25 protein-coding genes are annotated in these 25,374 nt (G+C 52.4%); 17 read left to right on the top strand and 8 right to left on the bottom strand.

Annotation, left to right across the window (positions count from 1 at the left end):
• Positions 1-37: 37 nt before the first annotated feature.
• Positions 38-625, top strand: a complete 588-nt coding sequence (locus B0B12_RS13285; RefSeq protein WP_076669527.1) for an inorganic diphosphatase — start codon at positions 38-40, stop codon at positions 623-625.
• Between the two features lie 102 nt (positions 626-727).
• Here the strand turns inward: B0B12_RS13285 and B0B12_RS13280 are convergent, their stop codons facing one another.
• Together B0B12_RS13280 and B0B12_RS13275 are read right to left on the bottom strand one after the other, a co-directional pair.
• Entirely contained in the window at positions 728-1,216 is a 489-nt protein-coding gene (locus B0B12_RS13280) for a hypothetical protein (RefSeq protein WP_076669525.1), read from the bottom strand.
• Between the two features lie 42 nt (positions 1,217-1,258).
• Positions 1,259-1,963 carry a DNA repair ATPase gene (locus B0B12_RS13275; RefSeq protein WP_244554706.1) on the bottom strand — a complete coding sequence of 235 codons (705 nt, stop codon included), beginning with the start codon at positions 1,961-1,963 and terminating at the stop codon, positions 1,259-1,261.
• A 221-nt stretch (positions 1,964-2,184) separates the two neighbouring features.
• Between B0B12_RS13275 and B0B12_RS13270 the strand changes: the two genes are divergently transcribed.
• From B0B12_RS13270 to B0B12_RS13260, 3 genes are all read left to right on the top strand, one after another.
• Complete coding sequence (locus B0B12_RS13270) at positions 2,185-2,592, top strand: 6-pyruvoyl trahydropterin synthase family protein (protein WP_076669522.1); 408 nt, start codon at positions 2,185-2,187, stop codon at positions 2,590-2,592.
• Positions 2,555-3,250: a GTP cyclohydrolase I FolE gene (folE, locus tag B0B12_RS13265; protein ID WP_425298498.1), complete on the top strand. Its 696-nt coding sequence runs from the start codon at positions 2,555-2,557 to the stop codon at positions 3,248-3,250. Before B0B12_RS13270 ends, folE begins: the two co-directional genes overlap by 38 nt.
• Before the next feature lie 118 nt (positions 3,251-3,368).
• A complete protein-coding gene (locus B0B12_RS13260; RefSeq protein ID WP_076669519.1) occupies positions 3,369-4,292 on the top strand; it encodes a TIGR01777 family oxidoreductase in 924 nt (307 codons plus the stop codon).
• Between the two features lie 108 nt (positions 4,293-4,400).
• Here B0B12_RS13260 and B0B12_RS13255 read toward each other — a convergent pair whose 3' ends face one another.
• Entirely contained in the window at positions 4,401-6,743 is a 2,343-nt protein-coding gene (locus B0B12_RS13255; RefSeq protein WP_139337804.1) for a penicillin-binding protein 1A, read from the bottom strand.
• A gap of 183 nt (positions 6,744-6,926) precedes the next feature.
• Between B0B12_RS13255 and B0B12_RS13250 the strand changes: the two genes are divergently transcribed.
• The 5 genes from B0B12_RS13250 (at position 6,927) to B0B12_RS13230 (ending at position 10,413) form a co-directional block, all read left to right on the top strand.
• Positions 6,927-7,439 (top strand): hypothetical protein, encoded by a 513-nt coding sequence (locus tag B0B12_RS13250; protein ID WP_076669518.1) that lies wholly within the window; start codon positions 6,927-6,929, stop codon positions 7,437-7,439.
• Between the two features lie 20 nt (positions 7,440-7,459).
• On the top strand, positions 7,460-7,921 hold the full coding sequence (locus tag B0B12_RS13245) for a YciI family protein (RefSeq protein ID WP_244554705.1): 462 nt from the start codon (positions 7,460-7,462) through the stop codon (positions 7,919-7,921).
• A 24-nt stretch (positions 7,922-7,945) separates the two neighbouring features.
• Positions 7,946-8,761: a hypothetical protein gene (locus B0B12_RS13240; protein ID WP_076669515.1), complete on the top strand. Its 816-nt coding sequence runs from the start codon at positions 7,946-7,948 to the stop codon at positions 8,759-8,761.
• A gap of 204 nt (positions 8,762-8,965) precedes the next feature.
• A complete protein-coding gene (locus B0B12_RS13235) occupies positions 8,966-9,862 on the top strand; it encodes a UbiA family prenyltransferase (protein ID WP_083704207.1) in 897 nt (298 codons plus the stop codon).
• A gap of 77 nt (positions 9,863-9,939) precedes the next feature.
• Positions 9,940-10,413, top strand: coding sequence for a hypothetical protein (locus tag B0B12_RS13230; RefSeq protein ID WP_076669512.1), 474 nt, complete (start codon positions 9,940-9,942; stop codon positions 10,411-10,413).
• An 84-nt stretch (positions 10,414-10,497) separates the two neighbouring features.
• Here B0B12_RS13230 and B0B12_RS13225 read toward each other — a convergent pair whose 3' ends face one another.
• On the bottom strand, positions 10,498-10,872 hold the full coding sequence (locus B0B12_RS13225; RefSeq protein ID WP_076669510.1) for a four helix bundle protein: 375 nt from the start codon (positions 10,870-10,872) through the stop codon (positions 10,498-10,500).
• 158 nt (positions 10,873-11,030) lie between these two features.
• The gene (gene rho, locus B0B12_RS13220; protein WP_076669509.1) at positions 11,031-12,875 is read right to left on the bottom strand and encodes a transcription termination factor Rho; all 1,845 of its coding nucleotides are present in this window, start codon (positions 12,873-12,875) and stop codon (positions 11,031-11,033) included.
• 282 nt (positions 12,876-13,157) lie between these two features.
• On the opposite strand from rho, the gene serS reads away from it, so the two are divergent.
• Positions 13,158-14,432, top strand: a complete 1,275-nt coding sequence (serS, locus tag B0B12_RS13215; protein WP_076669507.1) for a serine--tRNA ligase — start codon at positions 13,158-13,160, stop codon at positions 14,430-14,432.
• A gap of 196 nt (positions 14,433-14,628) precedes the next feature.
• Here serS and B0B12_RS13210 read toward each other — a convergent pair whose 3' ends face one another.
• A complete protein-coding gene (locus B0B12_RS13210; RefSeq protein WP_076669506.1) occupies positions 14,629-15,042 on the bottom strand; it encodes a hypothetical protein in 414 nt (137 codons plus the stop codon).
• A gap of 156 nt (positions 15,043-15,198) precedes the next feature.
• Between B0B12_RS13210 and B0B12_RS13205 the strand changes: the two genes are divergently transcribed.
• The 3 genes from B0B12_RS13205 to B0B12_RS13195 are packed head-to-tail and all read left to right on the top strand — an operon-like array spanning position 15,199 to position 18,983.
• Positions 15,199-16,269, top strand: coding sequence for an outer membrane beta-barrel protein (locus B0B12_RS13205; RefSeq protein WP_076669504.1), 1,071 nt, complete (start codon positions 15,199-15,201; stop codon positions 16,267-16,269).
• A complete protein-coding gene (locus B0B12_RS13200; protein WP_076669503.1) occupies positions 16,266-17,978 on the top strand; it encodes an IPT/TIG domain-containing protein in 1,713 nt (570 codons plus the stop codon). Before B0B12_RS13205 ends, B0B12_RS13200 begins: the two co-directional genes overlap by 4 nt.
• 51 nt (positions 17,979-18,029) lie before the next feature.
• Positions 18,030-18,983 (top strand): TraB/GumN family protein, encoded by a 954-nt coding sequence (locus B0B12_RS13195; RefSeq protein ID WP_076669501.1) that lies wholly within the window; start codon positions 18,030-18,032, stop codon positions 18,981-18,983.
• A 127-nt stretch (positions 18,984-19,110) separates the two neighbouring features.
• On the opposite strand, the gene B0B12_RS13190 is transcribed toward B0B12_RS13195, so the two are convergent.
• Together B0B12_RS13190 and polX are read right to left on the bottom strand one after the other, a co-directional pair.
• Positions 19,111-20,109 (bottom strand): glycosyltransferase family 9 protein, encoded by a 999-nt coding sequence (locus B0B12_RS13190; protein ID WP_076669500.1) that lies wholly within the window; start codon positions 20,107-20,109, stop codon positions 19,111-19,113.
• 3 nt (positions 20,110-20,112) lie between these two features.
• Complete coding sequence (polX, locus tag B0B12_RS13185) at positions 20,113-21,816, bottom strand: DNA polymerase/3'-5' exonuclease PolX (RefSeq protein WP_076669498.1); 1,704 nt, start codon at positions 21,814-21,816, stop codon at positions 20,113-20,115.
• A gap of 159 nt (positions 21,817-21,975) precedes the next feature.
• Here polX and B0B12_RS13180 point away from each other — a divergent pair, with 159 nt between their 5' ends.
• From B0B12_RS13180 to pyrR, 4 genes are all read left to right on the top strand, one after another.
• Positions 21,976-22,380 (top strand): hypothetical protein, encoded by a 405-nt coding sequence (locus B0B12_RS13180; RefSeq protein ID WP_076669496.1) that lies wholly within the window; start codon positions 21,976-21,978, stop codon positions 22,378-22,380.
• 68 nt (positions 22,381-22,448) lie between these two features.
• A complete protein-coding gene (locus B0B12_RS13175) occupies positions 22,449-22,853 on the top strand; it encodes an EVE domain-containing protein (RefSeq protein ID WP_076669494.1) in 405 nt (134 codons plus the stop codon).
• A gap of 238 nt (positions 22,854-23,091) precedes the next feature.
• Positions 23,092-24,570, top strand: a complete 1,479-nt coding sequence (locus B0B12_RS13170) for a hypothetical protein (protein WP_076669493.1) — start codon at positions 23,092-23,094, stop codon at positions 24,568-24,570.
• 251 nt (positions 24,571-24,821) lie between these two features.
• The gene (gene pyrR / locus B0B12_RS13165) at positions 24,822-25,370 is read left to right on the top strand and encodes a bifunctional pyr operon transcriptional regulator/uracil phosphoribosyltransferase PyrR (protein ID WP_076670349.1); all 549 of its coding nucleotides are present in this window, start codon (positions 24,822-24,824) and stop codon (positions 25,368-25,370) included.
• The last annotated feature ends 4 nt before the right edge of the window (positions 25,371-25,374 follow it).

Here is a 25,374-nt window from a genome sequence, read left to right as displayed (position 1 = left end):
AGCTATACCTGTTATACCTACCCGTATACCTTCGCCCATGAAAACCTTACAACGCTATACCTTCCTGCTGCTGTCGCTGGCAATGCTGACCTCCTGCCAGACAGACTACGCCGCCCTGCCTACCTACAATGGCAAGAAACAGCTGCAGGCCGTAATCGAAGTGCCCGCCGGAAGCTCGACAAAACTGCATTATAACCGGCAAACGAAAGCCTTTGAAGCAGAGCAACAAGCCGGTAAGGATCGTGTCATCCCTTTCCTACCCTACCCTGCCAACTTCGGCTTTATACCCTCCACCGAAACCAACGCACAGCGTAAACCATTGGAGGTGGTGGTGCTGACGGGAACTGTCGCGACCGGCACCGTAATGGAAGTGATTCCGGTGGGCGTGCTGCAACTGGAGACCGATGGAGAGCTGGACCACAAAATCGTAGCGGTGCCAGCCAGGCCAAGTGAGCGCACCATCAATGCGCCGGACTACAACTCCTTCACCGCCGACTACCCTGCCGCCAAGGCCATCCTGCAGCACTGGTTCGTGCACCACAACCCCACCGCCAAAAGCAAATTTGTAGGCTGGCGCAACGAGCAGTTCGCCGAGCAGGAAATACAGCGCTGGATGAAGTTGTAAGGTATAGAAACAGAAAAGCCTCCTGATGTGGAGGCTTTTCTGTTTAGTGGTTATCGAACTCTTGTAAGGCTTAGACTTACATGCTGGCGCTGTGTGATGTAATCATTGAGCCCACCTTACATACCTTGTCGCTTCTTGCCCATCCCACGAAATCTTGAGTATTTCTCCAGTAGCTTCTTTTATGAGTCCTCTTGATATGAAATCGTTATAGTAAACAATGATTGAATCTCGTTTGATGACATAGGGCATGCTTCCATCACCATCATAGTCTACTACAAAAAACCATTTTTCATTTAATTCAAAGTCAGCATGTGGACCTTCTGGGTCATATGTCCATATTCCATACAGGTTACTTAATGGAAACTTTAAATTTGTTATTTCACTTGCTGCTGGGCGTTCAATATTTTCAACGCTATCAAGGTCAGTATTCGCTTCTGAAATGGTAATAACAGGCCGTTGATGGACAGATGCAATGCTATCCTCTGTTACTGAATCCGTACCAACATAAGCGTCCTGCTTTCTGTCTCCCTCACACGAGGATAGCAAAAGTAAAACAGATACAGAAAGCAAACCCTTGAAAGGCCCGTTCATTTATACTGACTGTTCATAGAACCAAATTATACCGGCTATACCCTACTTAATCTCGCGCAGCTTGGCTCTCACCTCGTCCACCGCTTTTTCCATGGCCTGTACCTGCTGGCGGCTGGCCTCCTGCTGCTTGATGTTAAGTTCTACATTTTGCTCCAGCTGGCGAAGCTCGTCGGCATTGCGCACCAGCTCGGCTTCCAGCTCTTGTTTGCGTTTCTTGTTGCGCTCTATGCTCAGTTGCAGGTCATTGGCTTGCTTCACCACACGGTCTTGCTCTTTCTTGGTGCTGCGCAGCACCGCCTCGGCTTCGTTTATCTGCAGCAGCACGTCTTCCTGATACAGCTTCTTGCCGAAGCTCTCCATGAACTGTTCGGCCGCCGCGTATACCTCCGGCGTCGCGTTTTTATCCAGGTGGGTGGTGCCCATGTCAAGCGACCACCAGACGTAGCTGCCATTAGCCTGCGTACCAACCGTGGAGATCACGCGCACAGGCTGTTTGCTGATGCTGATCAGGTTGGCCTCCTCTACCGTGTAAACGCCCTTCGACTGCTTCACCTTGCCCGCCTCTTTTGACAGATGGTCTTTCCAAATTTTCTCCACAAACTTCGGGTCCAGCTGCACGCTCAGCTGCTGGCCGCTGCGCTTGATACCGCTAACCACCTGCTCGCTTTCTTCTACACGCATGACCTGCGCACTCGCCATACCCGATACCAGCAGCATGGCCGCTACCAACAATCCTTTTACTCGCATACTCTAATAGAAATAATGATTTGACAGGAACAATCGTATACCTACGAAAATAGCTAATCCATAGCATATTTCAGATATAAGCCACGGGATTAATTTAGCGGCCGTTCCGTTTGGGTTCGCGCTTCCCAAACCTTACCTTTGTAAGTTTACAGCCCGGGCAGCTTAAATATGAATTTTTCACGTACGCGAACAATAACCCAGGCCCACCTGTTGGAACCGCAATGAAAATAACGATCTGCAGAAAAGAGCACTTTAATGCCGCACACCGCCTGCACAACCCGGCCTGGAGCGACGAGCAGAACGCGGAGGTTTTCGGGCTATGCAACAACCCCAACTTCCACGGGCACAACTACGAGCTCATCGTGAAGCTGACGGGTGCCGTGAACGAAGACACAGGCTATGTGTACGACATGAAAAAGCTCAGCACGCTGGTAAAGGAGGAAGTGATCGACCGGTTTGACCACAAAAACCTCAACCTCGACACCGAGGAGTTCAGGCAACTGAACCCCACCGCCGAGAACATTGCCATCGTGATCTGGGAGCGGCTACGGGAGAAAATAAGCCGGGAATACGACCTGGCGGTAACGCTTTATGAAACTGAACGAAACTTTGTTGAATATAATGGATAACCAGGACCTGGGCCACGGAGCAGAGGAGATAGATGACCACATGATGGGCTCTCTGGAAACACCGTTGCGCCCTGACGCATTTGCCCTTTCTGACGCGGAGAAGATCGTGATCATCGAAAGGCACTTCCGCGAAATTATGCATACCATGGGCCTCGACCTCACCGACGACAGCCTGAAGGGAACGCCGCTGCGCGTGGCCAAAATGTATGTGCAGGAGATCTTCAGTGGCCTGCACCCGGAAAACAAGCCGGTTATCCGCCGCTTCGAGAACAAGTACAAGTACAAGCAGATGCTGGTGGAGCGCGACATCACCGTGTACTCTTCCTGCGAGCATCACTTCGTGCCCATCATCGGCAAAGCGCACGTCGCCTACATGCCCAACGAGCATGTGATCGGCCTCTCCAAGCTGAACCGCATTGTGCAGTACTACGCCCGCCGTCCGCAGGTGCAGGAGCGCATGACCATGCAGATCGCCAACGAACTGAAACAGGCGCTGCAGACCGAGAATGTGGCTGTGCTGATTGAGGCGGACCACCTTTGTGTGATGAGCCGCGGCGTGAATGATGTGAGCAGCAGCACGATCACGGCGGAGTACTCGGGTCTGTTTGAGCAGGACCAGTACCGCAACGAGTTTCTGAACCACATCCGACAGAAATAAGCCTCGCCTGAGCAAACCTTCGCGCAGCCTGCTGGTTTTGATCGTTGAAAGCAACTTTCAGTTAGTCCTTACCCGTATAGATATATTTCTATATAATTCATAACAAAGACTAGTAGCTATGGCTGGGAAAATACTCATAACAGGTGGTTCAGGGCTGATCGGGTCGCGTCTTTCGGAGATGCTCATCGATCAGGGCTATGAGGTGGCGCACCTGTCCAGAGCTCCCGACAAGTTCTCCCATTACAAGACCTTCCGCTGGAACATCAAGGAGGGGTCTATCGATGAGAATGCCATCACCTATGCCGACTACATCATCCACCTGGCAGGCGCCGGGCTGGCTGATGAGAAATGGACGAAAGAGCGCAAGCGCGAAATTCTGAGCAGTCGGGTGGACAGCACGCAGCTGCTGTTCGATGAGCTGCGACAGAACAAGCACCACGTCAAGGGCTTTATTTCCTCCTCGGCTATTGGTATTTACGGCAACTCCGGCGACCAACTCATGTCGGAGGAAAGCAGCTATGGCGATGATTTTATGGCCGAGGTATGCAAAGCATGGGAAGCAGCCGCCTGGCAGATCAAAGACCTGGGTATACGCACCGTCATCCTGCGCACAGGTATAGCGCTGAGCGAAAAAGGAGGTGCGCTGCCGCAGATGGCTAAGCCCGTCAAGATGATGGCAGGCGCACCGCTCGGCAGCGGCAAACAGTACATGTCCTGGATCCACATCGACGACCTCTGCCGCCTCTACATCCGGGCCATCGAAGACACTCAGTTTGCCGGCGTGTACAATGCCGTAGCACCCCACCCCGTCACCAACCAGGAGTTTACAGAAGCCCTGGCCGAAGCCATGCACAAACCGCTGGTCTTGCCCAAAGTACCTTCCTTTGCCTTGAACCTGATGCTGGGTGAGATGAGCGATGTGGTGCTGAGCGGCCAGCGCGTGAGCGCCAACAAAGTGCTGCAAACTGGCTTTACCTTCGAGTACAATTACCTGGACGAAGCACTGGATTCTTTCTACAGCAAAAGCACTGACAAAAACTGATTCTCTATACTTGCCCGACTCGTATCACAGGTGTAGCACCATACTTCAAAACAACAGCGCCGACTATGCTCTAGTCGGCGCTGTTGTTTTATGTGGTTCAGGTATAGCTTAGAAGGTGTCGATCAGCTCCGGGATCTCAAAATTCAGATCGAAGAAAAGCGAGTCTGGCTCCTCCACCTTCGGCAGCACCGTGGTGCAGTTATACTTCTTACTGATCTTGACAGTCGGACCCGGGAAGCGGCCCATGGTATAGCCGAGGTCTTTGTCTTTGTAAATGCGCTCCATGAAAAGGCCGTATACTGGTAAGGCCGTTTTGGAGCCCTCACCCAGGTTAGAGGTACGGAAGTGGATGCTGCGGTCCTCGCCGCCTACCCATACACCTGTCACGAGGTCTTTGGTTACACCCATAAACCAGCCGTCGGAGTGGTTGGAGGTGGTACCGGTCTTACCGCCGATCTCGTTTCCTTTCCAGAGGTCATATTCCCACAGCGCCTGAGAGGTGCCGCCCGGCTCCTCTATACCTCCCTTGAGCATGTGCATCATCAGGAAGGCCGTTTCTTCGCTCAGCACTTTTTTCTGCTCCGGCACAAACTGCTCGATCAGGTTGCCTTCGCGGTCTTCGATGCGGGTGATGAAGCGCGGTTCAGTATGGAAACCATGATTCGGAAAGGTACTGTAGGCGCCCACCATTTCGTAAACCGATACATCGCTTGGCCCCAGTCCAATTGATGGTACCTTGTCTAGCGGGCTGGTGATGCCCAGCTTGTGCGCATAGTCTACCACGGTCTCCCAGCCAACCAGCTCGGTTAGCTGTGCCGTCACGGAGTTCACCGATTTGCCCATGCCGCGGCGGAGCGTCATCGGGGCTCCGGTATACTGCCAGTCGGCATTGGTGGGCGACCAGCTTTTCTTCTCCCCTTTCTCCACGTAGTTGATGGTGATGCGCGTGTCGACGATCTTGTCGCAAGGTGAGTAGCCGTTGTCGATGGCGGCCACATACACGAAGGGCTTGAAGGTAGAGCCTGGCTGGCGTCGCGCCTGCTTCACGTGGTCAAACTTGAAGTACTTGTAGTTGATGCCGCCTACCCAGGCCTTGATCTCGCCGGAGAAGGGGTCCATCGTCATCATACCGCCATGCAGGAAACGCTTGTAATAGCGCAGCGAGTCCAGCGGAGACAGGGTAACCACTTTCTCGCGCTCCGGGTTGTCCCAGGTGAAGACTTTCATCTCGCGGGGTGTGTTCAGTTCCTTGTTGATGGCAGCGATGTTGTCGCCATGCTTCTTTTTGAGGCGCTTGTAATAGTCCGTACGCTTGATGGTTTCTTCGATGAAGTTCGGAATCTCGCGGTTCTTCTCATCCACCCAGGGGTTTTGGCCCTTCCAGTGGTTGTCGAAGCGGCGCTGCAGGGTGCGCATCTGCTGGTCCATAGCGGCTTCGGCATGCGCCTGTATGCGCGAGTCGATGGTAGTGTACACCTTCAGGCCATCGCGGTACAGGTCGTAGCCGTTCTCCTTGCACCATTCCTTCATAAAGTCGGCCACAGCACCCCGGAAATAAGTCGCCGGTCCGTCGTAGTGGTTCTCTACTTTATAGTCCAACACCAGCGGCAGTTGGCTCAGCGAGTCGGCCTGGGTAGCAGTTAGGTAGTCGTACTTGGCCATCTGCGCCAGTACGGTGTTACGGCGGCGGGTGGAGTTCTCCGGATTGAAACGCGGACTGTAGTAAGTCGGGGCTTTCAGCAGTCCCACCAGCACGGCGGCTTGTTCGGGCTTAAGGCTGTCGGGCGAGGTGTTGAAGAAGGTCTTGGAGGCGACCTGTATACCGAAGGAGTTACTGCCGAAGTCCACGGTGTTGAGGTACATGGCCAGGATCTCCTCTTTGGTATAGCGCTGCTCCAGCTTGATGGCCGTGAGCCACTCTTTTGTTTTGGAGATAACGATGTTGAGGCCGGGGATATGGCCCAGCACGCCTCTTGAGTCGTCGGTGCGGGTCTTGTAGAGGTTCTTGGCCAGCTGCTGCGTAATAGTACTGCCGCCCCGGCTTTCGCCGCGCAGGTTGTCGTACACGGCCCCGAAAATAGCGGTGGGGTCTATACCTGCGTGTTCGTAAAAACGGATGTCTTCGGTGGCGATCAGGGCGTTAATGAGCGTCGGCGACATTTGCTTGTAGCCAACTGGGCTACGGTTTTCGCGGAAGTACTTGCCGATCAGTTGTCCGTCGGCGGTATAGAGCTCGGAGGCCTGGTCGCTGCGCGGGTTTTCCAGCCTGTCCAGACTCGGAGAGGAACCGAAAAGGTAGAAGATGTTGTACTCCACACTCACCAGGTAGCCGACCACCACCATCAGCCCCAGCAGAAAGAGTTTCCAGGTATAGCCGATTATACTGCCGTACACGGACCTTCTCTTCTTAACCGGTTGCTTTACTTGTTCTTTTTCTTGCTCTTGCAGCATGTTATATCGTCAGGGCAAATTGCCTGTAATTTCCGGAACGCTTCTTTCTAATCTACTGCAAATATACCTTTTGTGTACAAATACTTTCTCAGAAACGCATAAAACTTAGTCAGCAATATACAGAAGCTGTTATAACTTTGGCGGGCCCTGCCTATCTTTGCCATGTAGCATTCCCCGTACCCCATGCAAGAGCAATTACAGGCAGCTTTCGACAAGATCAAGGGCCTGCCGCTGACCAAAACTACCCGCCGTGAACTGGTGCAGTACTTCCATTTCGGTAAAACCAACTATACCACGCCGCAGGGCCTCATCCTGGACGTCGGCCTCTATACCCTGGCCGTGAATTGCCCCTGGACTTTCGAGCTGGCCAAGGGCGAAACCATCAAGCACAGCGAAGTATTCATGCGCAAGCGCGAGCCCGGCCTGCCCTCCCCCAAATTCGACTGGAAAGTGCCCGGCGCCAACCTCCGCGACCAGCGCCTGCAGGGCGTGGTGATCAGCAGCCAGGGATTGGCCATCGAGTCGAGCGAGATCAGAGACGCCTACGGCATTGCGCTGACATTTGTGAACGGCGACCGCCTGGTGCTGGCTCCTGACCTGGGTAAGCCGCAGGAAGAATACTGGCAATTGTTCAGCAATTCCGGCGATGGCTTCCGCATTGGGGCCGGTGCGACTGGTATTGTAGAAAGTAAATGATTTCCCATACCTTTACTTTCATGAAAAAACTGCTACAAACCACAGGTATAGCCCTGGCACTTGGCCTCTGCTGCACGCTGGGCGCACAGGCGCAATCCAAGTCGAAACCAGCGACTAAAAAAGCACCAGCCACCACAGCGCAGCAAGCGCCTAAAAAGTCGGGTGAGATGGACATGAGCCAGATGAAGACCTACTACATGGCGCTGCTCAAAAAAGGTCCTTACCAACCTACCGACACCGCCGAGGTGAACAGCATCCAGCGCGGGCACATGGCCCACATCCGTAAGATGGCCGCCGATGGCAAACTGGTGATGGCCGGTCCGTTTCTAGACAATGGCGAGTTGCGCGGCATCTTCATTTTCGACGTAGCAACGCTGGAAGAAGCAAAAGCCCTGACCGAGGCAGACCCGGCCGTGAAAGCCGGCAAGCTGATCATGGAGCTGCACCCCTGGATGAGCCAGCGCGGCACCACATTGCCTTAGCAACTTTTACAGGCGAAGGGCAGTATGCGAACAAAACTACCGCTGCTGCCCTTGAACTTCCGCCTGCACCTTTTCGAATTTGAAGACCAGCCCTGGTTTCCGCACATTTTCCGCCAGGGCATGCTCGATTTTCTCCGCTTCATGATCTCCAAGCTCGGTGCCTACGGCCCGGCTATACCTTTGCTGGAGGATCTCCTCCGTCGCAGCGACCAACATCATTTCACAGACATTTGCTCCGGCGCCGGCGGCGGCATAGCAGGTATACGCCGAGCTCTGAGCCAACGCATGGGCGAGCCGGTGCGTGTTACCTTGTCCGACCTATACCCTAACCTGGGCGCTTACGAGTTTCTGCAAGCCGAGTCCGGTGGCCAGATCGACTTCATTGCCTCTCCGGTGGATGCCACCAAAGTGCCACCACAAATACAGGGAGTTCGCACCATTTTTTCTTCTTTTCATCATTTCAAGCCCGATCAGGCGGTGGCCATCCTGCAAAACGCGGCCGACCAGCGGGCGCCCATCGGCATTTTTGAAGGCAGCGGAAAGTCCTGGCTGGAGCTAATCATTTTCCTGTTCACCTTCCCGATCATCATCCTGGTCGTAACGCCCTTTATCCGACCATTTAAACTCAGTCGGCTGTTCTTCACATACCTCATCCCGATTATTCCGTTGGGCATATTGTGGGATGGACTTGTATCGCTGTTCCGGATCTACAACCCCCGGATGCTGAACGAATTGGTTGCCCGAGTCGAAACACCGCCCGACTATACCTGGCGCAGCGGCATTGTCGGAGGCGGACCCGGCAAGCAGGTCATTTACCTGATGGGTTACCCGGAGAGGTGAATTGTTGATTGCTGAATGTTGATTGCTAATTGCTGATTGCTAATTGTTGATAGTCGTTGGGAAAAATCAGCAGGAGAAAAAACCTATAGTTTATTAGATCAAGTCGATTTGAGCAAAATTTTAAGACAGCAATTTAACCATCTAACAACCAGCAACCAGCAATCAACAATTAACAAATAACAATCAACAACCAACAATCCTAAATTGAAGCCAGTCGCTATACCTTGGATCGGAAAATACAGCAGCGCCCTGACGCTGATGCGGGTGCCGTTTTCGGTATACCTGATGCCGGTGTACTGGTTTGCGCTGAGCGTGGCTGATGGCTATACCTGGTGGCGGGCGGCGGCTGTGTTCCTGATTCTGCACGTGCTCGTATACCCTGCCAGTAACGGCTACAACTCCTACCACGATCGCGATGAGGGCAGCATCGGTGGGCTTCGGCAACCACCTAAAGTCACGCAGGAGCTGTACCACCTCGTGCTCCTCTTTGATGCACTCTCTTTGCTTTTCAGCTTTTTCCTATCGCCACTTTTCGCGCTGGCGGTCGCGCTATACCTGTTGGTGTCCAAAGCTTACAGTCACCGAGGTATTCGTCTTAAGAAGTATCCTGTCATCAGCACGCTGGTGGTGACGGTCTTTCAGGGAGGCTTTACCTTTCTGATGGTACAGTTGGGATCTGGTCTAGAAATACAGAAAATTCTGCAGCCACCCAATAGCTGGTTTGCCTTGGTGAGCACACTCTTTTTGTGTGGTTCCTATCCGCTTACACAAATTTACCAGCACCAGGAAGACGCCGAACGAGGTGACAAGACACTGAGTTTACTGCTAGGTATACGGGGCACTTTTGTGTTTGCAGGTTTAGCGCTTGGCTTGGGAGCAGCACTTCTGATCGGGCTATACCTGATGCTGGGGCAGATTTACAGCGTATTGGTTTTTCTGCTCTGCACCGCGCCCATCACTTACTACTTTTTAAACTGGGTGCGGCGGTCGTGGCAAGATCCTGGGGAGGTGAATTTTGAAAACACGATGCGCATGAACAAGGTCTCGTCGCTCTGCATCAGCCTGGCTTTCTTCCTGATACTCTTACTGCACTTCGTCTAATACAATTGATTATCAGGCCCATCGGCACGTTATAACTCCATACCCTGATTCCGTATAACAGCAAAAAGCGTTTCCGTATGAAACTTCTCTACGCTGTAATAGGTGGGCTTGCCGCCACTGCCGCCATGACGGCCTTCCTATACCTGCTATCCTTCGCGACGCACCGTGTTATGAAAGTAATCCGGATATTGGGCACCATGCTCACCAATCGCACCCAGCCCGACGGTTCGCTTTCAGAAGCGACCAGCACCAAGGTATACGGCACCGTGGCGCACTACTTGGTCGGGATTATTTTTGCACTTTTCTACATCGCGCTCTGGCATTCCGGTGTCGGGCTTATCAATGCTTCCTGGGGTTTCCTGTTCGGGCTCGCGCACGGCCTGATCGCGATGTTCCTCTGGTACCTGTTTTTCCTGGTGCATCCAAGGCCACCCCTCATAGCACTCCGCACTTACCTGACCACGCTCGTTTTTGCCCACATTGTTTACGGCCTGGTGCTGACGTATACTGTATACCTGCTGGATCGGCCAGATTATCCGTTTTGGAGCTGAGGAATGGATTTAGTGGGTTAGTGATTGAGTGGATGAGTGATTTATAATTTTTGAATGAGTGATGGAGTGGGTGAGTGATTCTAATTAATTACTCATGGATTTACGTGCTTTGGCCATGGTGGATAGCACCTCGGTAAATTCTTGCTTAAGCGCTTGAACAGATACTGCTGATGTCGTACCAGATTCTTCCAGAAGCTCCAGCCAGAAAAGGCTTTCATCAGCCTCTTCTACCACGATGCTAAGCTTTGCATAAAATTCTGCTGATGACCTCGCCCTGCACGCCGCTCTATAGTTTGCCGCAACCGATGTGGCAGACCGCAACAACTGCCGTTTCATAATTACTGCTTCCTCAGTTTTCGGCAATTGTTTGCTAAACTTGATGACGTCCAATGCAAGCCGCTTAGTGCGTTGTCTGAAAAGTTCAGCAAATTGTTCTTTTGGTAAACGTTCAGTATTCACAGTATTCTAAATTGATTACCTGTGGAAATCAAAAAATCAAGCTTCTAGTTCATTCAAAATTCAAAAATCACTCAATCACTAAATCACTAAATCAACTTCGGTATAAAAAAAGAGCCCTGTTGCCCCAAAGCAACAGGGCTCTTTTTTTATACCGAAGTTTACCCGTTCATCGAGATCAAAAACTCTTCGTTGCTCTTGGTTCCCTGCATTCTGTCTTTCAGGAATTCCATGGCTTCTACGGAGTTCATATCGGACATAAATTTGCGCAGGATCCAGATGCGGTTGAGTTCGTCGCGGTCCATGAGCAGGTCTTCGCGGCGTGTACCGGAAGCCGGCACGTCGATAGCCGGGTATATTCTGCGGTTGGCCAGTTTGCGGTCTAGTTGCAGTTCCATGTTACCGGTACCTTTAAATTCTTCGAAAATCACCTCGTCCATTTTAGAACCTGTGTCGATCAGGGCCGTGGCGATGATGGTAAGCGAGCCGCCGTTTTCTACGTTACGGGCCGCACCGAAGAAGCGCTTCGGCTTGTGCAGCGCGTTAGCGTCCACACCACCCGACAGGATCTTACCGGATGAAGGTACCACCGTGTTATAGGCACGCGCCAGACGCGTAATGGAGTCAAGCAGAATTACTACGTCGTGGCCGCACTCTACCATACGCTTGGCTTTGTCCAGTACAATGCTCGAAACCTTCACGTGGCGCTCGGCAGTCTCGTCGAACGTAGAGGCGATTACCTCCGCTTTCACGCTGCGAGCCATGTCGGTTACCTCTTCCGGACGCTCGTCAATGAGCAGGATCATCAGGTATACTTCCGGGTGGTTTTCGGAGATGGCGTTGGCAATCTCTTTCAACAGTACCGTTTTACCCGTCTTCGGCTGTGCCACGATCATACCACGCTGGCCTTTACCGATAGGGGCAAACAAGTCCAGGATACGGGTGGAAAGCAGGTTTGGCTTGGTAGTCAGTTTGAGGCGCTCTTCCGGGAAAAGCGGCGTCAGGTGCTGGAAAGGGATACGGTCGCGGATTTCCTCCGTGGTGCGTCCGTTCACAGAGTCTACCTTCAGCAGGGCGAAGTACTTCTCCCCTTCTTTCGGCGGACGGATCTGTCCTTTTACCGTATCACCCGTCTTCAGACCAAACAATTTGATCTGCGAAGGAGATACATAAATATCGTCTGGCGAGGCCAGGTAATTGTAGTGTGTCGAGCGAAGGAAGCCGTAGCCGTCCTGCATCAGTTCCAACACACCTTCATTTAGGATTATTCCGTCAAACTCGCGGAAGTTGTTGCTGCTTGCGGCCGCATTCTGCTGGCGACGCTGGAAGTTGTCGCCGCCACGGTTCTGGTCGTTGCGGTTATCACTGCGGTTTCCCACCTCAGGGCGCTGCTCGGCGCGGTTACCTACCTCCGGACGCGACTCACGCTGCTCAGAGCGGTTGTCGTTTCTTTCATTGCGATCGTTGCGCTCCGTGCGCTGAGCCTCAGTTCGCTCGATACGTTCCGGACGCTGCTCCGTTCTCTCCGGGCGGGCCTCCGTACGCTCAACACGCTGCTGTTCCTGACGTGGCTCACGCGTGGCGCCATCGCTGCTGCGGTTATCGCGGCGAACGGCTACACGCTCACGCTGCGGACCATGGTCCTTGGCGGGTGCTGGCTGTTGTACTAAAGTTGAGGTGGTTTGTTCGCGGCGGGCTGCCTCACGAATGGGTCTTGCCGGGGCTGGCGCTTCGGCTGGCTGAGGTTCCCGTACTTCGCGGGGCTCTGGCGCTTCACTAATAGTAATTGTGTTTTCAGTAGCTCTTGGTTCGCTGGCTGCGGCTGTGCTAGAGGAGGATTTTACTTTTTTCGGCAATTTCTCGGGAGGGGTAATGGCTTGCTGATCAAGGATTTTGTAGATCAGATCCTGTTTGCTGAGTTTTCTGAAATTCTTAACACCCAGGTCTTCTGCAATTTCCTTGAGTTCTGAAAGAAGCCTATCTTTCAATTCTTCAATATTGTACATAAATGTGGTATGGTAGTTAAATTAACCTGCTTGACACGCGTGGGCGGACGCAGCGAGAGCTTGACTTATTAATTCGGAAAATGAATGAATGCGATAGAGTTTTGTGAGGCTCAGGAAAGGGCCTGCCATAAATTGCACTGCAATGTTATTGTAATGCTTATTAATTAACAAATATTAGCGGAAAATTTGTTGAAAATGTTTCAGATTTTCCTTAAAAGATTTTGCAAATGCCGCTAACAACCTAAAAAAGTATATTTTTGCAACTACACAACGACCCAAACTATGCTACAGCTAAACGTTTTAAGGGAGCAGGCAGCACATGTGATAGCTGGACTTACCAAGAAAAACTACAAAAACGCCGCCCAAGAGGTAGAGGCCATTGTAGCCCTGGACCAACAGCGCCGACAGGTGCAAAGCCAGCACGATGAACTGCAGGCCCGTGCCAATACCATTTCGAAGGAGATCGGTATACTGATGAAGAACGGCGACCGCGAAAAGGCAGAGGCCTACAAAACAGAAACATCAGAGTTAAAGCAGCAGACCAAATCGCTGAGCGAGCAGCTGACTGCCATCGAAGAGCAAATACAGCAGGCACTATACAAGCTGCCGAACATTCCGCATGCAAGTGTTCCTGAAGGTAGAACAGCAGAAGACAACGAAGTAGTTCTGCAGCACGGCGAAATTCCTACTTTGCACGAAGGAGCCCTGCCGCACTGGGAACTCATACAGCAGTACGACATCATCGACTTTGAGCTGGGAAACAAGATTTCCGGCGCCGGTTTCCCGGTATACAAGAAGCAGGGAGCCCGTCTGCAGCGCGCCCTCATCAACTTCTTCCTCGACGAGGCCATCAAGGCCGGTTACATGGAGGTGCAGCCGCCAATTTTGGTAAACGAAGCTTCTGGCTACGGCACCGGCCAGCTGCCTGACAAAGACGGTCAGATGTATCACGCCACCGAGGATAACCTATACCTGATCCCAACTGCCGAGGTGCCGATCACGAACATTTACCGCGATGTGATTGTGCCAGCGGAGCAACTGCCGATCAAAAATGCGGGTCATACGCCGTGCTTTAGAAGAGAGGCCGGATCGTGGGGTGCCGACGTGCGCGGCCTCAACCGGCTGCACCAGTTCGATAAAGTGGAGATCGTGCAGATCACGTTACCGGAAAAGTCCTACGAAGCGCTGGAGGAGATGAGTACTTATATTCAAGGGTTGCTGCAGAAGCTGGAGTTGCCTTACCGCGTACTGCGCTTGTGTGGCGGCGACATGGGCTTCACCTCTGCCCTCACCTACGATATGGAGGTATACTCTACCGCTCAGAACCGCTGGCTGGAAGTAAGCTCTGCTTCTAACTTTGAGACCTACCAGGCCAACCGTCTGAAGCTGCGCACTAAAACTGAGTCGGGCAAGACGCAACTGCTGCACACGCTCAACGGCAGTGCCCTGGCCCTACCACGCATTGTGGCTGCCCTGCTGGAAAACAACCAGACACCGGACGGCATCAACATGCCAAAAGTACTGCACCCATACCTGGGTTTTGAAAAGATTGGGTAATGTGCTAATTTTTTAATGTGCTAATGTACTGAAGGCACTCCTACATACAAAAAGCAAAAGCCGCTGAGTTTTCAGCGGCTTTTGCTTTTTGTATTAAAGAATCTCGTAATTTACTGATAGACTTTCAAGATAAACCTGCCAGAGCATGCACTATTGAAATTAACACATCAGCACATTAAAAAATTAGCACATTACCTTACCCAAACTGCTCCAGGTACTGCTGGTAGTGGTTCTTGAGTTTGTACTTCTTGAAAACGCTGTTCCGCGCCTGCTCTATTGCTTCCGCTGTAATTTCTTTCTGATGGAGTAGCTTTTCCAGAGGCCGGGCTGACTGTTCTTCCACCCCTTCGGCAAGTGTGGTTTTTTCGTATGCTTGCAGAAAATCGGGCGACAGGTATAGCTTGTTTTTTTGCACCGAAATGCAGCCGGTAGCCGTCAGTTTCTCCAATCCTGCTGTTACTTCTTCCAGCGAAAAAACTGTACCATCAACGGCGTCAGCCATCAGCAAAACATCCTGTAGCGTAGCGCCGCCCTCTCCGCCTGTTGCCAGCAACAAAGCATCGAGCAGTTGTGCATCAGACTCCTGCCATGTCAAATTGTATTTCGCCATCTCATCAATGTATCTAATAGTTAGCCTCTTCGCCCCAAAAATATATAATATTATATCTATATTTGGTCTCACAAATTTACCGCAAAATCGGCTCGGTTTCCTATACCATACCTAATGAACCGCAAAAATAGTTGCTTTACCCTCCCCCTCTTTCTCATGCTGCTTTTAGGGTGGTCCCCCTCCTGGGCTCAATCCAAAGGCTACATTGTGCAGGGCGACACGGCCTACACAGATGGGTACATCCAGTTCGACCGTCGTAAGCCTTTTCAAGTTGAGTTTCAGAGAGCTAAAAAGAGTCCTGTCGAAACTTATGCTGCCAATGAGCTGACTGAGTTTGGGTACATCGACAGCACCAGGTATATGGCGCGCGAAGTGGAGTACTTTGGAGAGAAGCGCATGTTGTTTTTGAGAGAGCTTAGCGAAGGCGAGTTGAACCTGTACGAGGCGCACGGCGAGGGAGGCAAACAATTTTATCTCAACAACAGCAACCTTACCCAACTCACGAAGGAAAACCTGCAAACGAACCTGCAGCCGTATGCGGTCAGTTCACCGTCCTGGAAAAGGCAGCTTCCGCGTGTCAGGCTATCGGAACAATCCCTGCGCTACTTTGCCCGCAACATCAACAAAGGCAAAAACCCCAAGATGTCCATGCTCAGTTTCGGAGCCGTCGCCAGCTTCAACCGCTCCACGATGCGAGTGGCTTCTAATGCCTACTCCGAGAACGGATTTGGAGAGTACAGCATGACATCTGAAAACGCAGAGGCGGGGATTTTTGTGGAGTCACCTGTCTGGCAAGTGAACAACCTGAGCATTGTCAGTCAGTTAAGCTATGGCAAAATGGCTTATGCCACTACACGCATCAGCACTCCGTTGGATCAGCACATCCAACTGTCTCTCAATTTCTTGAAACTGTCCATTACTCCCCGCTATTACCTCAATGCCAACAGGGTTTCATTTTATGTAGAGGCTGGCCCTGAACTGTTTTATGTAGCAGAGCAGTCCAGCAACATGCTGGAGGCAAAGCACTACAACAACACCACTTCTATACATGAGCATGAGGATGTGTTTCAGCTGCAAAAAGCAAGCTTTGGCATGGTGGCCGGTGCGGGGCTGCAGATTTTCTATTTACCGAAACACTACATCAACCTGGGCCTTGGCACTGGCCATGTAGTTGGCAAGGGCTATACCATCAACAACTTTTCCACCTCTATCAGGGTCAATCTATGAAGCTGCTGAGATTATTACCGTTTGCCCTTTTGTTGGTGCTAATCTATGGTTGTGCCAAGGAAAAAGATTTCCCGGAGGTACAGAAATACCCTATTATCAGAACACTGGAAGTTATACCTGACAGCACTGGAACAACGATTAGGGGCGAAATCGTAAAATTTGGAAACGAGCCGGTAACGGAATACGGGTTTGAGTACACGACGGTAAACAATAGCAAGAGTGTTTCGAGAAAGGTGGTGGGGACCACCGCCAGTACCGGCGAGTACGAAGCCAGGTTAACCGACGACCTCGTGAAGGGATATTCCTACAAAGTGCAGGCCTATGCGAAGCACGGCCAGCACATCACCTACGGCACTTCCTTACCGTTCAAAAGCCAAAGCACCGCTACCCCGGTCATCCATTCCTTCAGCCCAAAGGCCGCCGAGGACAACAGAAATGTCACCATTTATGGAAAGAACTTTGGAGAAGATAGCTATCAGGTTAAGGTGACTATTGGAAACGCACAGGCAAGCGTTATGTCCGTTCACCGCGACAGCGTCATCATCCGCACCCCAACGGTGTCTTACTCCGGAAGCTTCCCGCTTGCCGTGACCGTCCGTGGAGAGCGCATAACAGCACCTGGGGAGTTTGAGATCATTGGCCCAACCATTAGCCACCTCTCCGCAAGCAGCGGAATGCCCGGAGATGAGCTGATCATCTATGGTAAAAACTTAAGCTACTCCAGCTGGAACCCCTCTGTGCGCATTGGCAGCAAATCCGCTACAGTTGTCTCGGTGGCTGATACAGAGATCAAAGTAAAAGTACCAGTGTTCACACCAGATCTGTATGACAAGCCTTTGACCGTAGCCGTTATCCGCGGAAACAAAACGGCCACTTTACCTTATTCCTATACCTTGGAATCGGGCTTCAAAGTGGCTTCCAGTAAGCCCGCTTCTGTTCCAGCATCAACACCACACTTGCCTTCCTTCACGGCGGGTGGGAAAGCCTACTTCTTTTCTTATGATCGCCTGATCAGTTACGAAGTAGAAACTGGCATCTGGCGGAATGAAGGTGCTTTTCCCGGACAGGCCCGCAACGGCTCCATGATGCATAGAGTCGGTGACAAGGTGTACCTCATCGGGGGAAATCACCAATATTATACCATCTTTATGTCGGTATGGGAATTTGACATCAGCAATAACAGCTGGTTGCAGAAGAAAGGGTTGACCTTCGGCGTTTCCGACGCTAGCAGCTTCGCACACGAGGGCTACATCTACTTCTTCGGAGGACGCAACACCAACAGTAACACGACCCTCTGGCGATATGATCCTGCTACAGAAGAGGTAAAGGCGCTCAATCCATTCCGGAATAACTACAATGGCTCCGGTTTTGTGATCAATGGCAAAGCATATACCGTAGTGGGAAACGCCACCTGGCTGTACAATCCACAGCAGGACAGTTGGTCACAAGTGGCGATCATGCCCGAGGAAAGCAGTTTGAACGGACCTTTCCGGGTTTTCACCCACCAGGGAACCGGCTACGCGATCAGCGCGAAGGGTGATAGAGCCTTACTTCGTTTCAGTGCGGAACAGAATGCATGGGAAAAATTAGCCGTCTACCCAGGCTGCGTGAGCAACGAGCAATACTCCGGCTTCTCCCATGGAGATAAGTTATACCTTGGCTCGTTCGGCACTTGCTCTTCCACCTTATACTCTTATGAAAAGCCGTAAACCATACGGCCACAACTGACATTATCATTTTTTTACTATTCACCAATCACCATGAATTACAAAAACAAAATTGCCAGCCTCTGCATCCTGCTGGTTGCCCTGCTTTTATCCCCTACTCTCAGCCAGGCCCAAAAGGTAAAATCCAAATCAGCCAAAGCGAAGACAACTGCTCAGGCTCAACCTACGGCCACTGCCAAATCGCTTCTCTGGGAGATCAGCGGCAACGGTCTGAAGCAGCCTTCATACCTGTACGGCACTTACCACCTGCTCAACTCAAGCTACCTCGACACACAGCCCGAAGTAATGAAGCGCTTCACAGAGAGCCGCGGCCTGGTGGTAGAAACGGAGATCGACTCCGCCAAGATGATGCAGATGGGTGCCCTGATGGTGATGCCGGATAACAAACTCTCGAACCTGCTGAGCAAAGAGGACTATGCCCTGGTGAATGAGGAGATGAAAAAGCAGTTCGGATTTGAGCTGAGCATGGCCGACCAGATGAAACCGATGACACTGATGCTGATGCTTTCCATGAAGGACTACCAGAGCATGGAGGTACTGAAAAACTACACCGGTGAGCCGCTCGACATGTACTTTGCCAACCAGAACAAGAAAAACAATAAGAAAGTGAGCACGCTCGAAACCATGGAGCAGCAATTCAGCTTGCTCTACAACCATTACCCGCTGGACAAGCAGGCAGAGCAACTCGTGGCTTACATAAAGAACAAAGGTATGGCCGTGGAGCTTTCGAACAAGTTGGTGCAACTGTACTTTAACAAAGACCTGGAAGGCATCTGGGCCCTGTCGCAGGAATACAATGAACTGACCGGAGGCGGCGACATGGCCTACATGACCGACGAGCGCAACAAGGACTGGATGACAAAGCTCCCTGCCATCATGAAAGAGCAGTCTACCTTTATTGCGGTTGGCGCGGCGCACCTGCCGGGCGAGAACGGCCTGCTACAGTTATTGCAAAGAGCTGGCTATACTGTAAAACCACTGCAGTAAACCAATCCGCCAGGTATAGCTATACCTGAGCATAAGCTATACCTGCTAAAAAGAGCATCGCCCGCACAAGTCTATACCTGTGCGGGCGATGCTCTTTTTATACCTGATCTGTTTATACCTTGCTGCGCTATACCTTATACGGCTGACGCTCGATGGCACTAAAATCAATATCGTTCATGCATTTGAAATGGCCTCTCGGGCACTTGCTATACCCTATCTTAGAGCAAGGCCGGCAAGGCAGTCCGTTTACTTCCAGCACCTTATACCGGGTCCGGAAAGGATACATGCCAAATTCAGGTATGGTGTTGCCCCATACGCTGATGATGTCCTTCTGAAAGGCCGCCGCAATGTGCATCAGCCCCGTGTCGTGACTCACTACCTGCTGTGCCTGCCGCACTATAGAAGCCGACCCCGCCAGGCTATACTTGCCGCAGGCGTTATAAATGATTGTTGATTGCTGATTGCTGAATGTTGTTTGGCCAAAGTGTGCAGCGATCTCCTCTCCTACTATGGCATCTTCTTTCCCACCAAGCAAGATAATAGGCTGCTGCAACTGCGCGCAAAGTTCGATGATGCGTTTCACCGGCAGGCGCTTGGTATAGTGCTGTGCTCCGATGGCAAAGGCTACATAGCCGTTCTGGAAACCGGCTGGCAACGAGTCAACGGCCACTTCAGCATCGGCAGGTATAAAGTAGTCCAGGCCCTGGCCGTCGTCGTGTATACCGAGCGGTGCGGCAGCGGCCAGGTAGCGTTGCACAATATGCACATCGGGCAGGCGGTTTACTTTCAGGTTCACCATCAGCCACTTCTCCAGGTTGAGCTTATCGAAGCTCTTACTTGGTCTCCCTAATCGGGTTTTGATGATGGTGGTGCGCAGGTTATTGTGCAGGTCCACCACAAAATCAAAATTCTCCGCTTTGAGCTGCTGCACCAGTTCACTCAGATTTTCACCCAGCGTGTGCACCTTGTCGATGTAGGGGTTCGGCTCCAGTATACCTCTAAAGGCCTGCTTGGTGCAGTAATGTAACTCCGCATCTGGCACCTGCTGTTTGATGCAGCGCACCACCGGCGTGGTCAGCACGATGTCGCCAATAGAGGAAAAACGGAGGATGAGGATCTTCGGCATGCGCTATTTTATCTTCTCCTTCCGCGCCTTGAAATAAGCTTCCACTTCCTCCACCGACTTCGCATTGAAGGTCATCTCTTTCGTAAGTCCGCCTTTGCGACCAACCAGCACGCCGTAGCGCATGTCGTCGTAGCCACTGGTGTGGTGGGCATCCGGGTTAATGCTCAGCATCACGCCTTTCTCCAGTGCATAGTATACCCAACGCCAGTCGATATCGAGGCGCCAGGGATTCGAGTTAATCTCGATGATGACGTTGTTGGCAGAGCAGGCGTCGATTACCATTTTGTGATTGATCGGGTAGCCCTCGCGGCGCAGCAGCAGACGCCCGGTCGGGTGGCCGAGCATGGTGGTATAGGGGTTCTCGATGGCGGTGATCAGGCGGGCCGTAGCCTTCTGCTCGTCCATGTTAAGGTTGCTGTGGATGCTGGCCACGATAAAGTCGAAGGTCTTCAGAATGTCCTCTTCATAGTCCAGGGAGCCGTCGCCCAGAATATCGGACTCTATCCCTTTGAAGATCTTGAAAGGGGCCAGCTTCTGGTTCAGCTGGTCGATCTCTTTTTGCTGGCGCAGCACGTCGCCTTCGCGCAGACCGCCTGCATAGGCGGCCGTTTTGCTGTGGTCGGAAATACCAAGGTACTGGTAGCCCATGTCACGGCAGTAGGTGGCCATCTGCTCCAAGGTATGGGCGCCGTCGGAGTAGGTGCTGTGGTTGTGCAGGATGCCTTTCAGGTCGCTTAATTCGAGCAGCGTCGGCAGTTTGTTCTCCATGGCCAGCTGCAGCTCATTGGTACCTTCGCGCAGCTCGGGCGCAATGTAGGCCATACCTGCCGAGGCGTAAATATCTTCTTCCGAACTGTGGCTGCTTTCGCGCGCTACAGTGAGCATGTTTTTGTTCGCTGCAAATACCTGCGCCAGGTGCTCCGGGGACGCGGAGCGTATAAATAACTCGTTTTGGAAATTGGCCGGATTGGCAAAGCGTATCTCGGTAGCCAGTCCGCTCAGGCTGTGCTTGCCGCGCCATACCTTAGGACCAGATACCAGCTCGTCCTGCTGCAGTTCATCCAGTTTGTTCAGGGCTGCTTCTGCTTCCGTTGGGTTATCAGTCCCGATCACCAGTTCCAGCTTCTCCACAATCTCCAGACAGCGGCGCACATCGCCGGCCAGCGCTACTTCGGCACCAGGTATAGCCTGCTGCACCTGCTCCAGCAAAGCCTGGGCGGCTGACTCGGCCTCGGCATAGAGCAATTTGCCCCGGTTCTGCTGCGTAAACAACAGCGCCTGCCGAATATTCTCCTGGGTCTTGGCGCCGAAGCCTTTCAGCTTGCTCACCTTGTCCTGCTCACAGGCGTCCAGCAGTTCCTCCACCGTTTCAGCTCCCAGCTCTTTCCAGAGGGTGCGCACCTTTTTCGGGCCGATGCCTTTGATGCGCAGCATCTCCACCACGCCCGGCGGCGTTACCGAAAGCAGCTGGTCCAGCTCCGTAAAAGAGCCGGTTTCTTCTATTTCGATCACGCGAGCAGCAATGCTCTTGCCCACGCCTGTTATACCTTCCAGTTCAGCCTGGCTTTTGAGCGCCAGCGGCTCCTCTACCAGTTCCAGCGCAGCGGCGCCATTCACATACGAGCGCACCTTAAACGGATTCTCGTCGTGCAGTTCCATGAGCTCAGCGGCCAGCTTAAACAGCTTTATGATTTTCTTATTTTCCAAGGCAGTGTGTGTAAGATTACAAAGATAGAAAAAGCCGCCATACCTTTGCCACCCTCACACGGTGGGCTTTTATATTACAGGGCTTCTATATAAAGCAGGAAATCCTTAACTTAGCTACACATTTAACTGATTCTAGAAGACGCTCCCAAACCAAAAAATATGAAATACGCTTCGCTGCTATGCGTTCTGTGCCTTATGCTGCTGGCCAACACCTGCCGCAAAAAGGCAGAGGCCGAACTCCTGGGCCAGACCTGGCTACATTCCTACGAAGAAGATGAGGAAGACGTGCTCGTGTACCGTCCCAACACTTACGACTTTCCGCCATCCAGGGGCCGGACTGGCTTCACGCTGGAGCCTGAGGGCGTGGCCAGGCAATACGCCATCGCCCCCGCCGACGGACTGGAGGAGCATACCGGCATCTGGAAGTACAAATACAAAAACACCATTCTGGTGAACATTCAGGGCAATGGCCAGCCAGAGCAACGCTATACCATGGAGGTGGTTTCGTTGAAGGACAGTGTGCTGAGAGTGCGGATCAAGACTGTGGAAAAGCAGGAAGAGTAAGCCCAGGGCGCCTTAGCCGAGTGCCATTTTAAACAGATTTATAGTTTCGATTACCTATACCTTACCACATGCAATACTGGTTAGTAAAATCAGAACCGGAGGCCTATTCCTGGGCCAGATTTGTAAAAGAAGGCCGCGCCTGCTGGGACGGCGTTCGCAATTACCAGGCCCGCAACAACCTGCAACTCATGCAGCCGGGCGACCTGGTGCTCTTTTACCACAGCGTTTCTGAGAAGGCCATCGTGGGCATCGCCAAAGTGGCCAAAGCCGCCTACCCCGACCCAAGCGCCGACGACCCGAAGTGGATGGCGGTGGACCTGGTGCCAGATCGTGCGTTTGAAACTCCCGTAACACTGGATCAGATCAAGAAGGAGCCTCGCCTGGAGAACATCGCCCTGCTGCGTCAATCGCGTCTGTCGGTGATGCCGCTCAAAACCGAGGAGTTTGACGCACTGCTCGCTTTGGGTAATTAATCCGGGCGCCTTACAGCGCGCAGGCACAACGTTACGGTGCAAAAAAGAGTAAAAAGCATTTAGAGCATATTTAATTTTCATTTTTGAAAGCGAAAAGAGCCTTGCCAGGTTCTGTCGCAACAATTTATGCGCCGCGTGGCAACGTTAAGTGGTGTATAGATAATGCTCAAAAGATGAATTTTAAACAGGCTCATGTCTGCCTTATACCTACTGCCAGCCGGCAGCACAAGATTGTAACATGCCATACCTGCGCCTTTTGCTGCTTTGCTATGCTGTGCTGGCACCTGCCCTGCTTTGGGCACAGGAGCCTCAGCAACCCGTGCGCCTCGAGCTGCCCTACCAGCTCGAAGACAGCCATGTGGAGGTACTGGCCCTGCCCGACAGCAGCCTGCTGGTCTACAGCCGCAAAGCCGACACCTGGGCAAAGAAACCTGACTTTTTGCTGGAGAAGTACAATGCCAACCTGGAACTGGTCTGGAAAAGCCAACTGGACCTGAAGGCTGAGTACGAATTTGTGCGCCTCTATACGGAGGCTCCCTACACCTACCTGATCTTTCAGGCAGCCAAGCCCACACTCTATACCTTCGTGCGGCTGAACCTGGACAGCGGCGCGGTCAGCCAAAGCGAGATCGAGTTGGAGAAGGCAGAGTACATCTACGAGTTCAATGTGCTCAACGGCAAGCATTTCCTGATCACGGGCAACAGCTACGACACCAAACCCAACCTGCTATACCTGAACCCCGAAAAGCCGCAGCCCACCATACTGCCAGCCCTCTACGGGGAGGAGTCTTCCTTCTCCGATCTGCTCACCGACCATGTGCACGGGCGTGTGGATGTGGTGCTGGCCGAGACCAACCGCCGGATCTCGCGCCTGCAGGTGAAGAGCTTCGACGAAAACGGCAAACTGCTACAGAACTACTTCATCCTGCAACCGCAAAACAGAAGCCTGCTCAACGCCGAGGTCACCCCTGGCGATACGCTTTCCCGTTTGCTTTTGGGTACCTACGGCGTCCGCGACTTGCGCTTTGTGCAAGGCTTTTTCACCTCGCCAGTGGCTTCAAAGGTTGCAGAAGGCGAGTTCTACTCCTTGCTGGACCTGCAGAACTTTTTCAAATACATGAAGCCGCGCCGCGAAGAGCGCACCCGCAAGCGTGAGTTTGCCCGCGTTAAAGAAGGCAAAGAACCCCTGCAGCGCTATCGCCTGCTCCTGCACGACCTGATACAGACCCCCAGCGGCTATGTGCTCGCCGCAGAGGTATACTTCCCGCAGTACCGCAGCAACAACAGCTTCTTCGACAGTCGCGTGAGAGGGCTGGAGCGCGAGGCGCAGGCTTACAAACGCACGCACGCCATCGCCTTGGGCTTTGACCGCGACGGCGTGCTGCTCTGGGACAATACTTTCCCCCTCCCCGACATGATAACCAGTTCCCTCACCCACTCAGTGGAAATCGCCAGTTTGCCGAACGGACGGTTCGTGATGGCTTACCCTGACCAGGAGAAGATCATCTACCGGCAGATGGAGCAAAACAGGTATACGGATGAGGAAACTTCGATTGAACTTCTGCCCTACGAAAAAGACGAAAAGATCCTTAGCACCGACCTGCCGGGCCTGATCCGCTGGTATGGCCCTCACTTTGCCGCCTTCGGCTATCAGCGGATACGCGTTCCCAACGGCCCAAACCGCACGGTTTTCTACATCAATAAGATCTCTTTTTGATGGTTAAATCGTTGAATGTCTAAATTGTTGATTGCTAATTGTTGACTGTTGAGAGGTATAGGGCCCACCAGCTGAGTTGCGCTATACCTGTTTTTCCTCTCTGTTCGTGCTGGCTATACCTTCTTAAAGTTTTTTTACCTCCTTCATCTCAGCCATCAACAATCAAACAATTTAACCATTCAACAATTTAGCCATTTAGCTATCCCACAATTCAACCGAACATCCTATCTTTGCAGCCAAGACCCCAGGCCATGCAGAAAAGACTCATCGTAAACCACCAGTTGCTCGAGATCATGGTGATGCGCCTTTGCCACCAGCTCATCGAGAACCACGGCGACTTTTCCGATTCTGTGATCATCGGTCTGCAACCACGCGGACGACAGGTGGCGCAGCGTATTCAGAGCACCCTGCAAGCCATTCTGGGCACCACCGTCCCAACCGGCTACCTCGACACCACTTTTCACCGCGACGATTTCAGAAGGAGAGAAACACCTGTGGCCGCCAACGCCACGCACATCGACTTCCTGATCGAGGATAAAAAGGTGATTCTGGTAGATGACGTGCTCTACACTGGTCGCTCGGTAAGAGCCGCTATGGATGCCATGATCTCTTTTGGTCGTCCGGCCAATGTGGAGCTGCTGGTGCTCATCGACCGCCTCTACAGTCGTCACCTTCCCGTTGAGCCAACCTATGTGGGGCGGCGTGTCAATTCGCTGCAATCGCAGCGGGTACTGGTGGAGTGGCAAGGGCCTGAAACGCAGCAAGACAATATCTGGTTAGTGACCAAAAACGAAGAATAAAGCA

This window comes from Pontibacter indicus (assembly GCF_900156345.1).
GTDB classification, from domain to species: Bacteria; Bacteroidota; Bacteroidia; order Cytophagales; family Hymenobacteraceae; genus Pontibacter; species Pontibacter indicus.
This window is presented reverse-complemented; position numbering and strand designations above follow the sequence as displayed.

Coding starts and splice junctions, on each gene's coding strand:
- B0B12_RS13285 (WP_076669527.1), top strand. CDS start 38: ATGAAAACCTTACAACGCTATACCTTCCTGCTGCTGTCGCTGGCAATG.
- B0B12_RS13280 (WP_076669525.1), bottom strand. CDS start 1,216: ATGAACGGGCCTTTCAAGGGTTTGCTTTCTGTATCTGTTTTACTTTTG.
- B0B12_RS13275 (WP_244554706.1), bottom strand. CDS start 1,963: ATGCGAGTAAAAGGATTGTTGGTAGCGGCCATGCTGCTGGTATCGGGT.
- B0B12_RS13270 (WP_076669522.1), top strand. CDS start 2,185: ATGAAAATAACGATCTGCAGAAAAGAGCACTTTAATGCCGCACACCGC.
- folE (WP_425298498.1), top strand. CDS start 2,555: ATGAAACTGAACGAAACTTTGTTGAATATAATGGATAACCAGGACCTG.
- B0B12_RS13260 (WP_076669519.1), top strand. CDS start 3,369: ATGGCTGGGAAAATACTCATAACAGGTGGTTCAGGGCTGATCGGGTCG.
- B0B12_RS13255 (WP_139337804.1), bottom strand. CDS start 6,743: ATGCTGCAAGAGCAAGAAAAAGAACAAGTAAAGCAACCGGTTAAGAAG.
- B0B12_RS13250 (WP_076669518.1), top strand. CDS start 6,927: ATGCAAGAGCAATTACAGGCAGCTTTCGACAAGATCAAGGGCCTGCCG.
- B0B12_RS13245 (WP_244554705.1), top strand. CDS start 7,460: ATGAAAAAACTGCTACAAACCACAGGTATAGCCCTGGCACTTGGCCTC.
- B0B12_RS13240 (WP_076669515.1), top strand. CDS start 7,946: ATGCGAACAAAACTACCGCTGCTGCCCTTGAACTTCCGCCTGCACCTT.
- B0B12_RS13230 (WP_076669512.1), top strand. CDS start 9,940: ATGAAACTTCTCTACGCTGTAATAGGTGGGCTTGCCGCCACTGCCGCC.
- rho (WP_076669509.1), bottom strand. CDS start 12,875: ATGTACAATATTGAAGAATTGAAAGATAGGCTTCTTTCAGAACTCAAG.
- serS (WP_076669507.1), top strand. CDS start 13,158: ATGCTACAGCTAAACGTTTTAAGGGAGCAGGCAGCACATGTGATAGCT.
- B0B12_RS13210 (WP_076669506.1), bottom strand. CDS start 15,042: ATGGCGAAATACAATTTGACATGGCAGGAGTCTGATGCACAACTGCTC.
- B0B12_RS13205 (WP_076669504.1), top strand. CDS start 15,199: ATGCTGCTTTTAGGGTGGTCCCCCTCCTGGGCTCAATCCAAAGGCTAC.
- B0B12_RS13200 (WP_076669503.1), top strand. CDS start 16,266: ATGAAGCTGCTGAGATTATTACCGTTTGCCCTTTTGTTGGTGCTAATC.
- B0B12_RS13195 (WP_076669501.1), top strand. CDS start 18,030: ATGAATTACAAAAACAAAATTGCCAGCCTCTGCATCCTGCTGGTTGCC.
- B0B12_RS13190 (WP_076669500.1), bottom strand. CDS start 20,109: ATGCCGAAGATCCTCATCCTCCGTTTTTCCTCTATTGGCGACATCGTG.
- B0B12_RS13180 (WP_076669496.1), top strand. CDS start 21,976: ATGAAATACGCTTCGCTGCTATGCGTTCTGTGCCTTATGCTGCTGGCC.
- B0B12_RS13175 (WP_076669494.1), top strand. CDS start 22,449: ATGCAATACTGGTTAGTAAAATCAGAACCGGAGGCCTATTCCTGGGCC.
- B0B12_RS13170 (WP_076669493.1), top strand. CDS start 23,092: ATGCCATACCTGCGCCTTTTGCTGCTTTGCTATGCTGTGCTGGCACCT.
- pyrR (WP_076670349.1), top strand. CDS start 24,822: ATGCAGAAAAGACTCATCGTAAACCACCAGTTGCTCGAGATCATGGTG.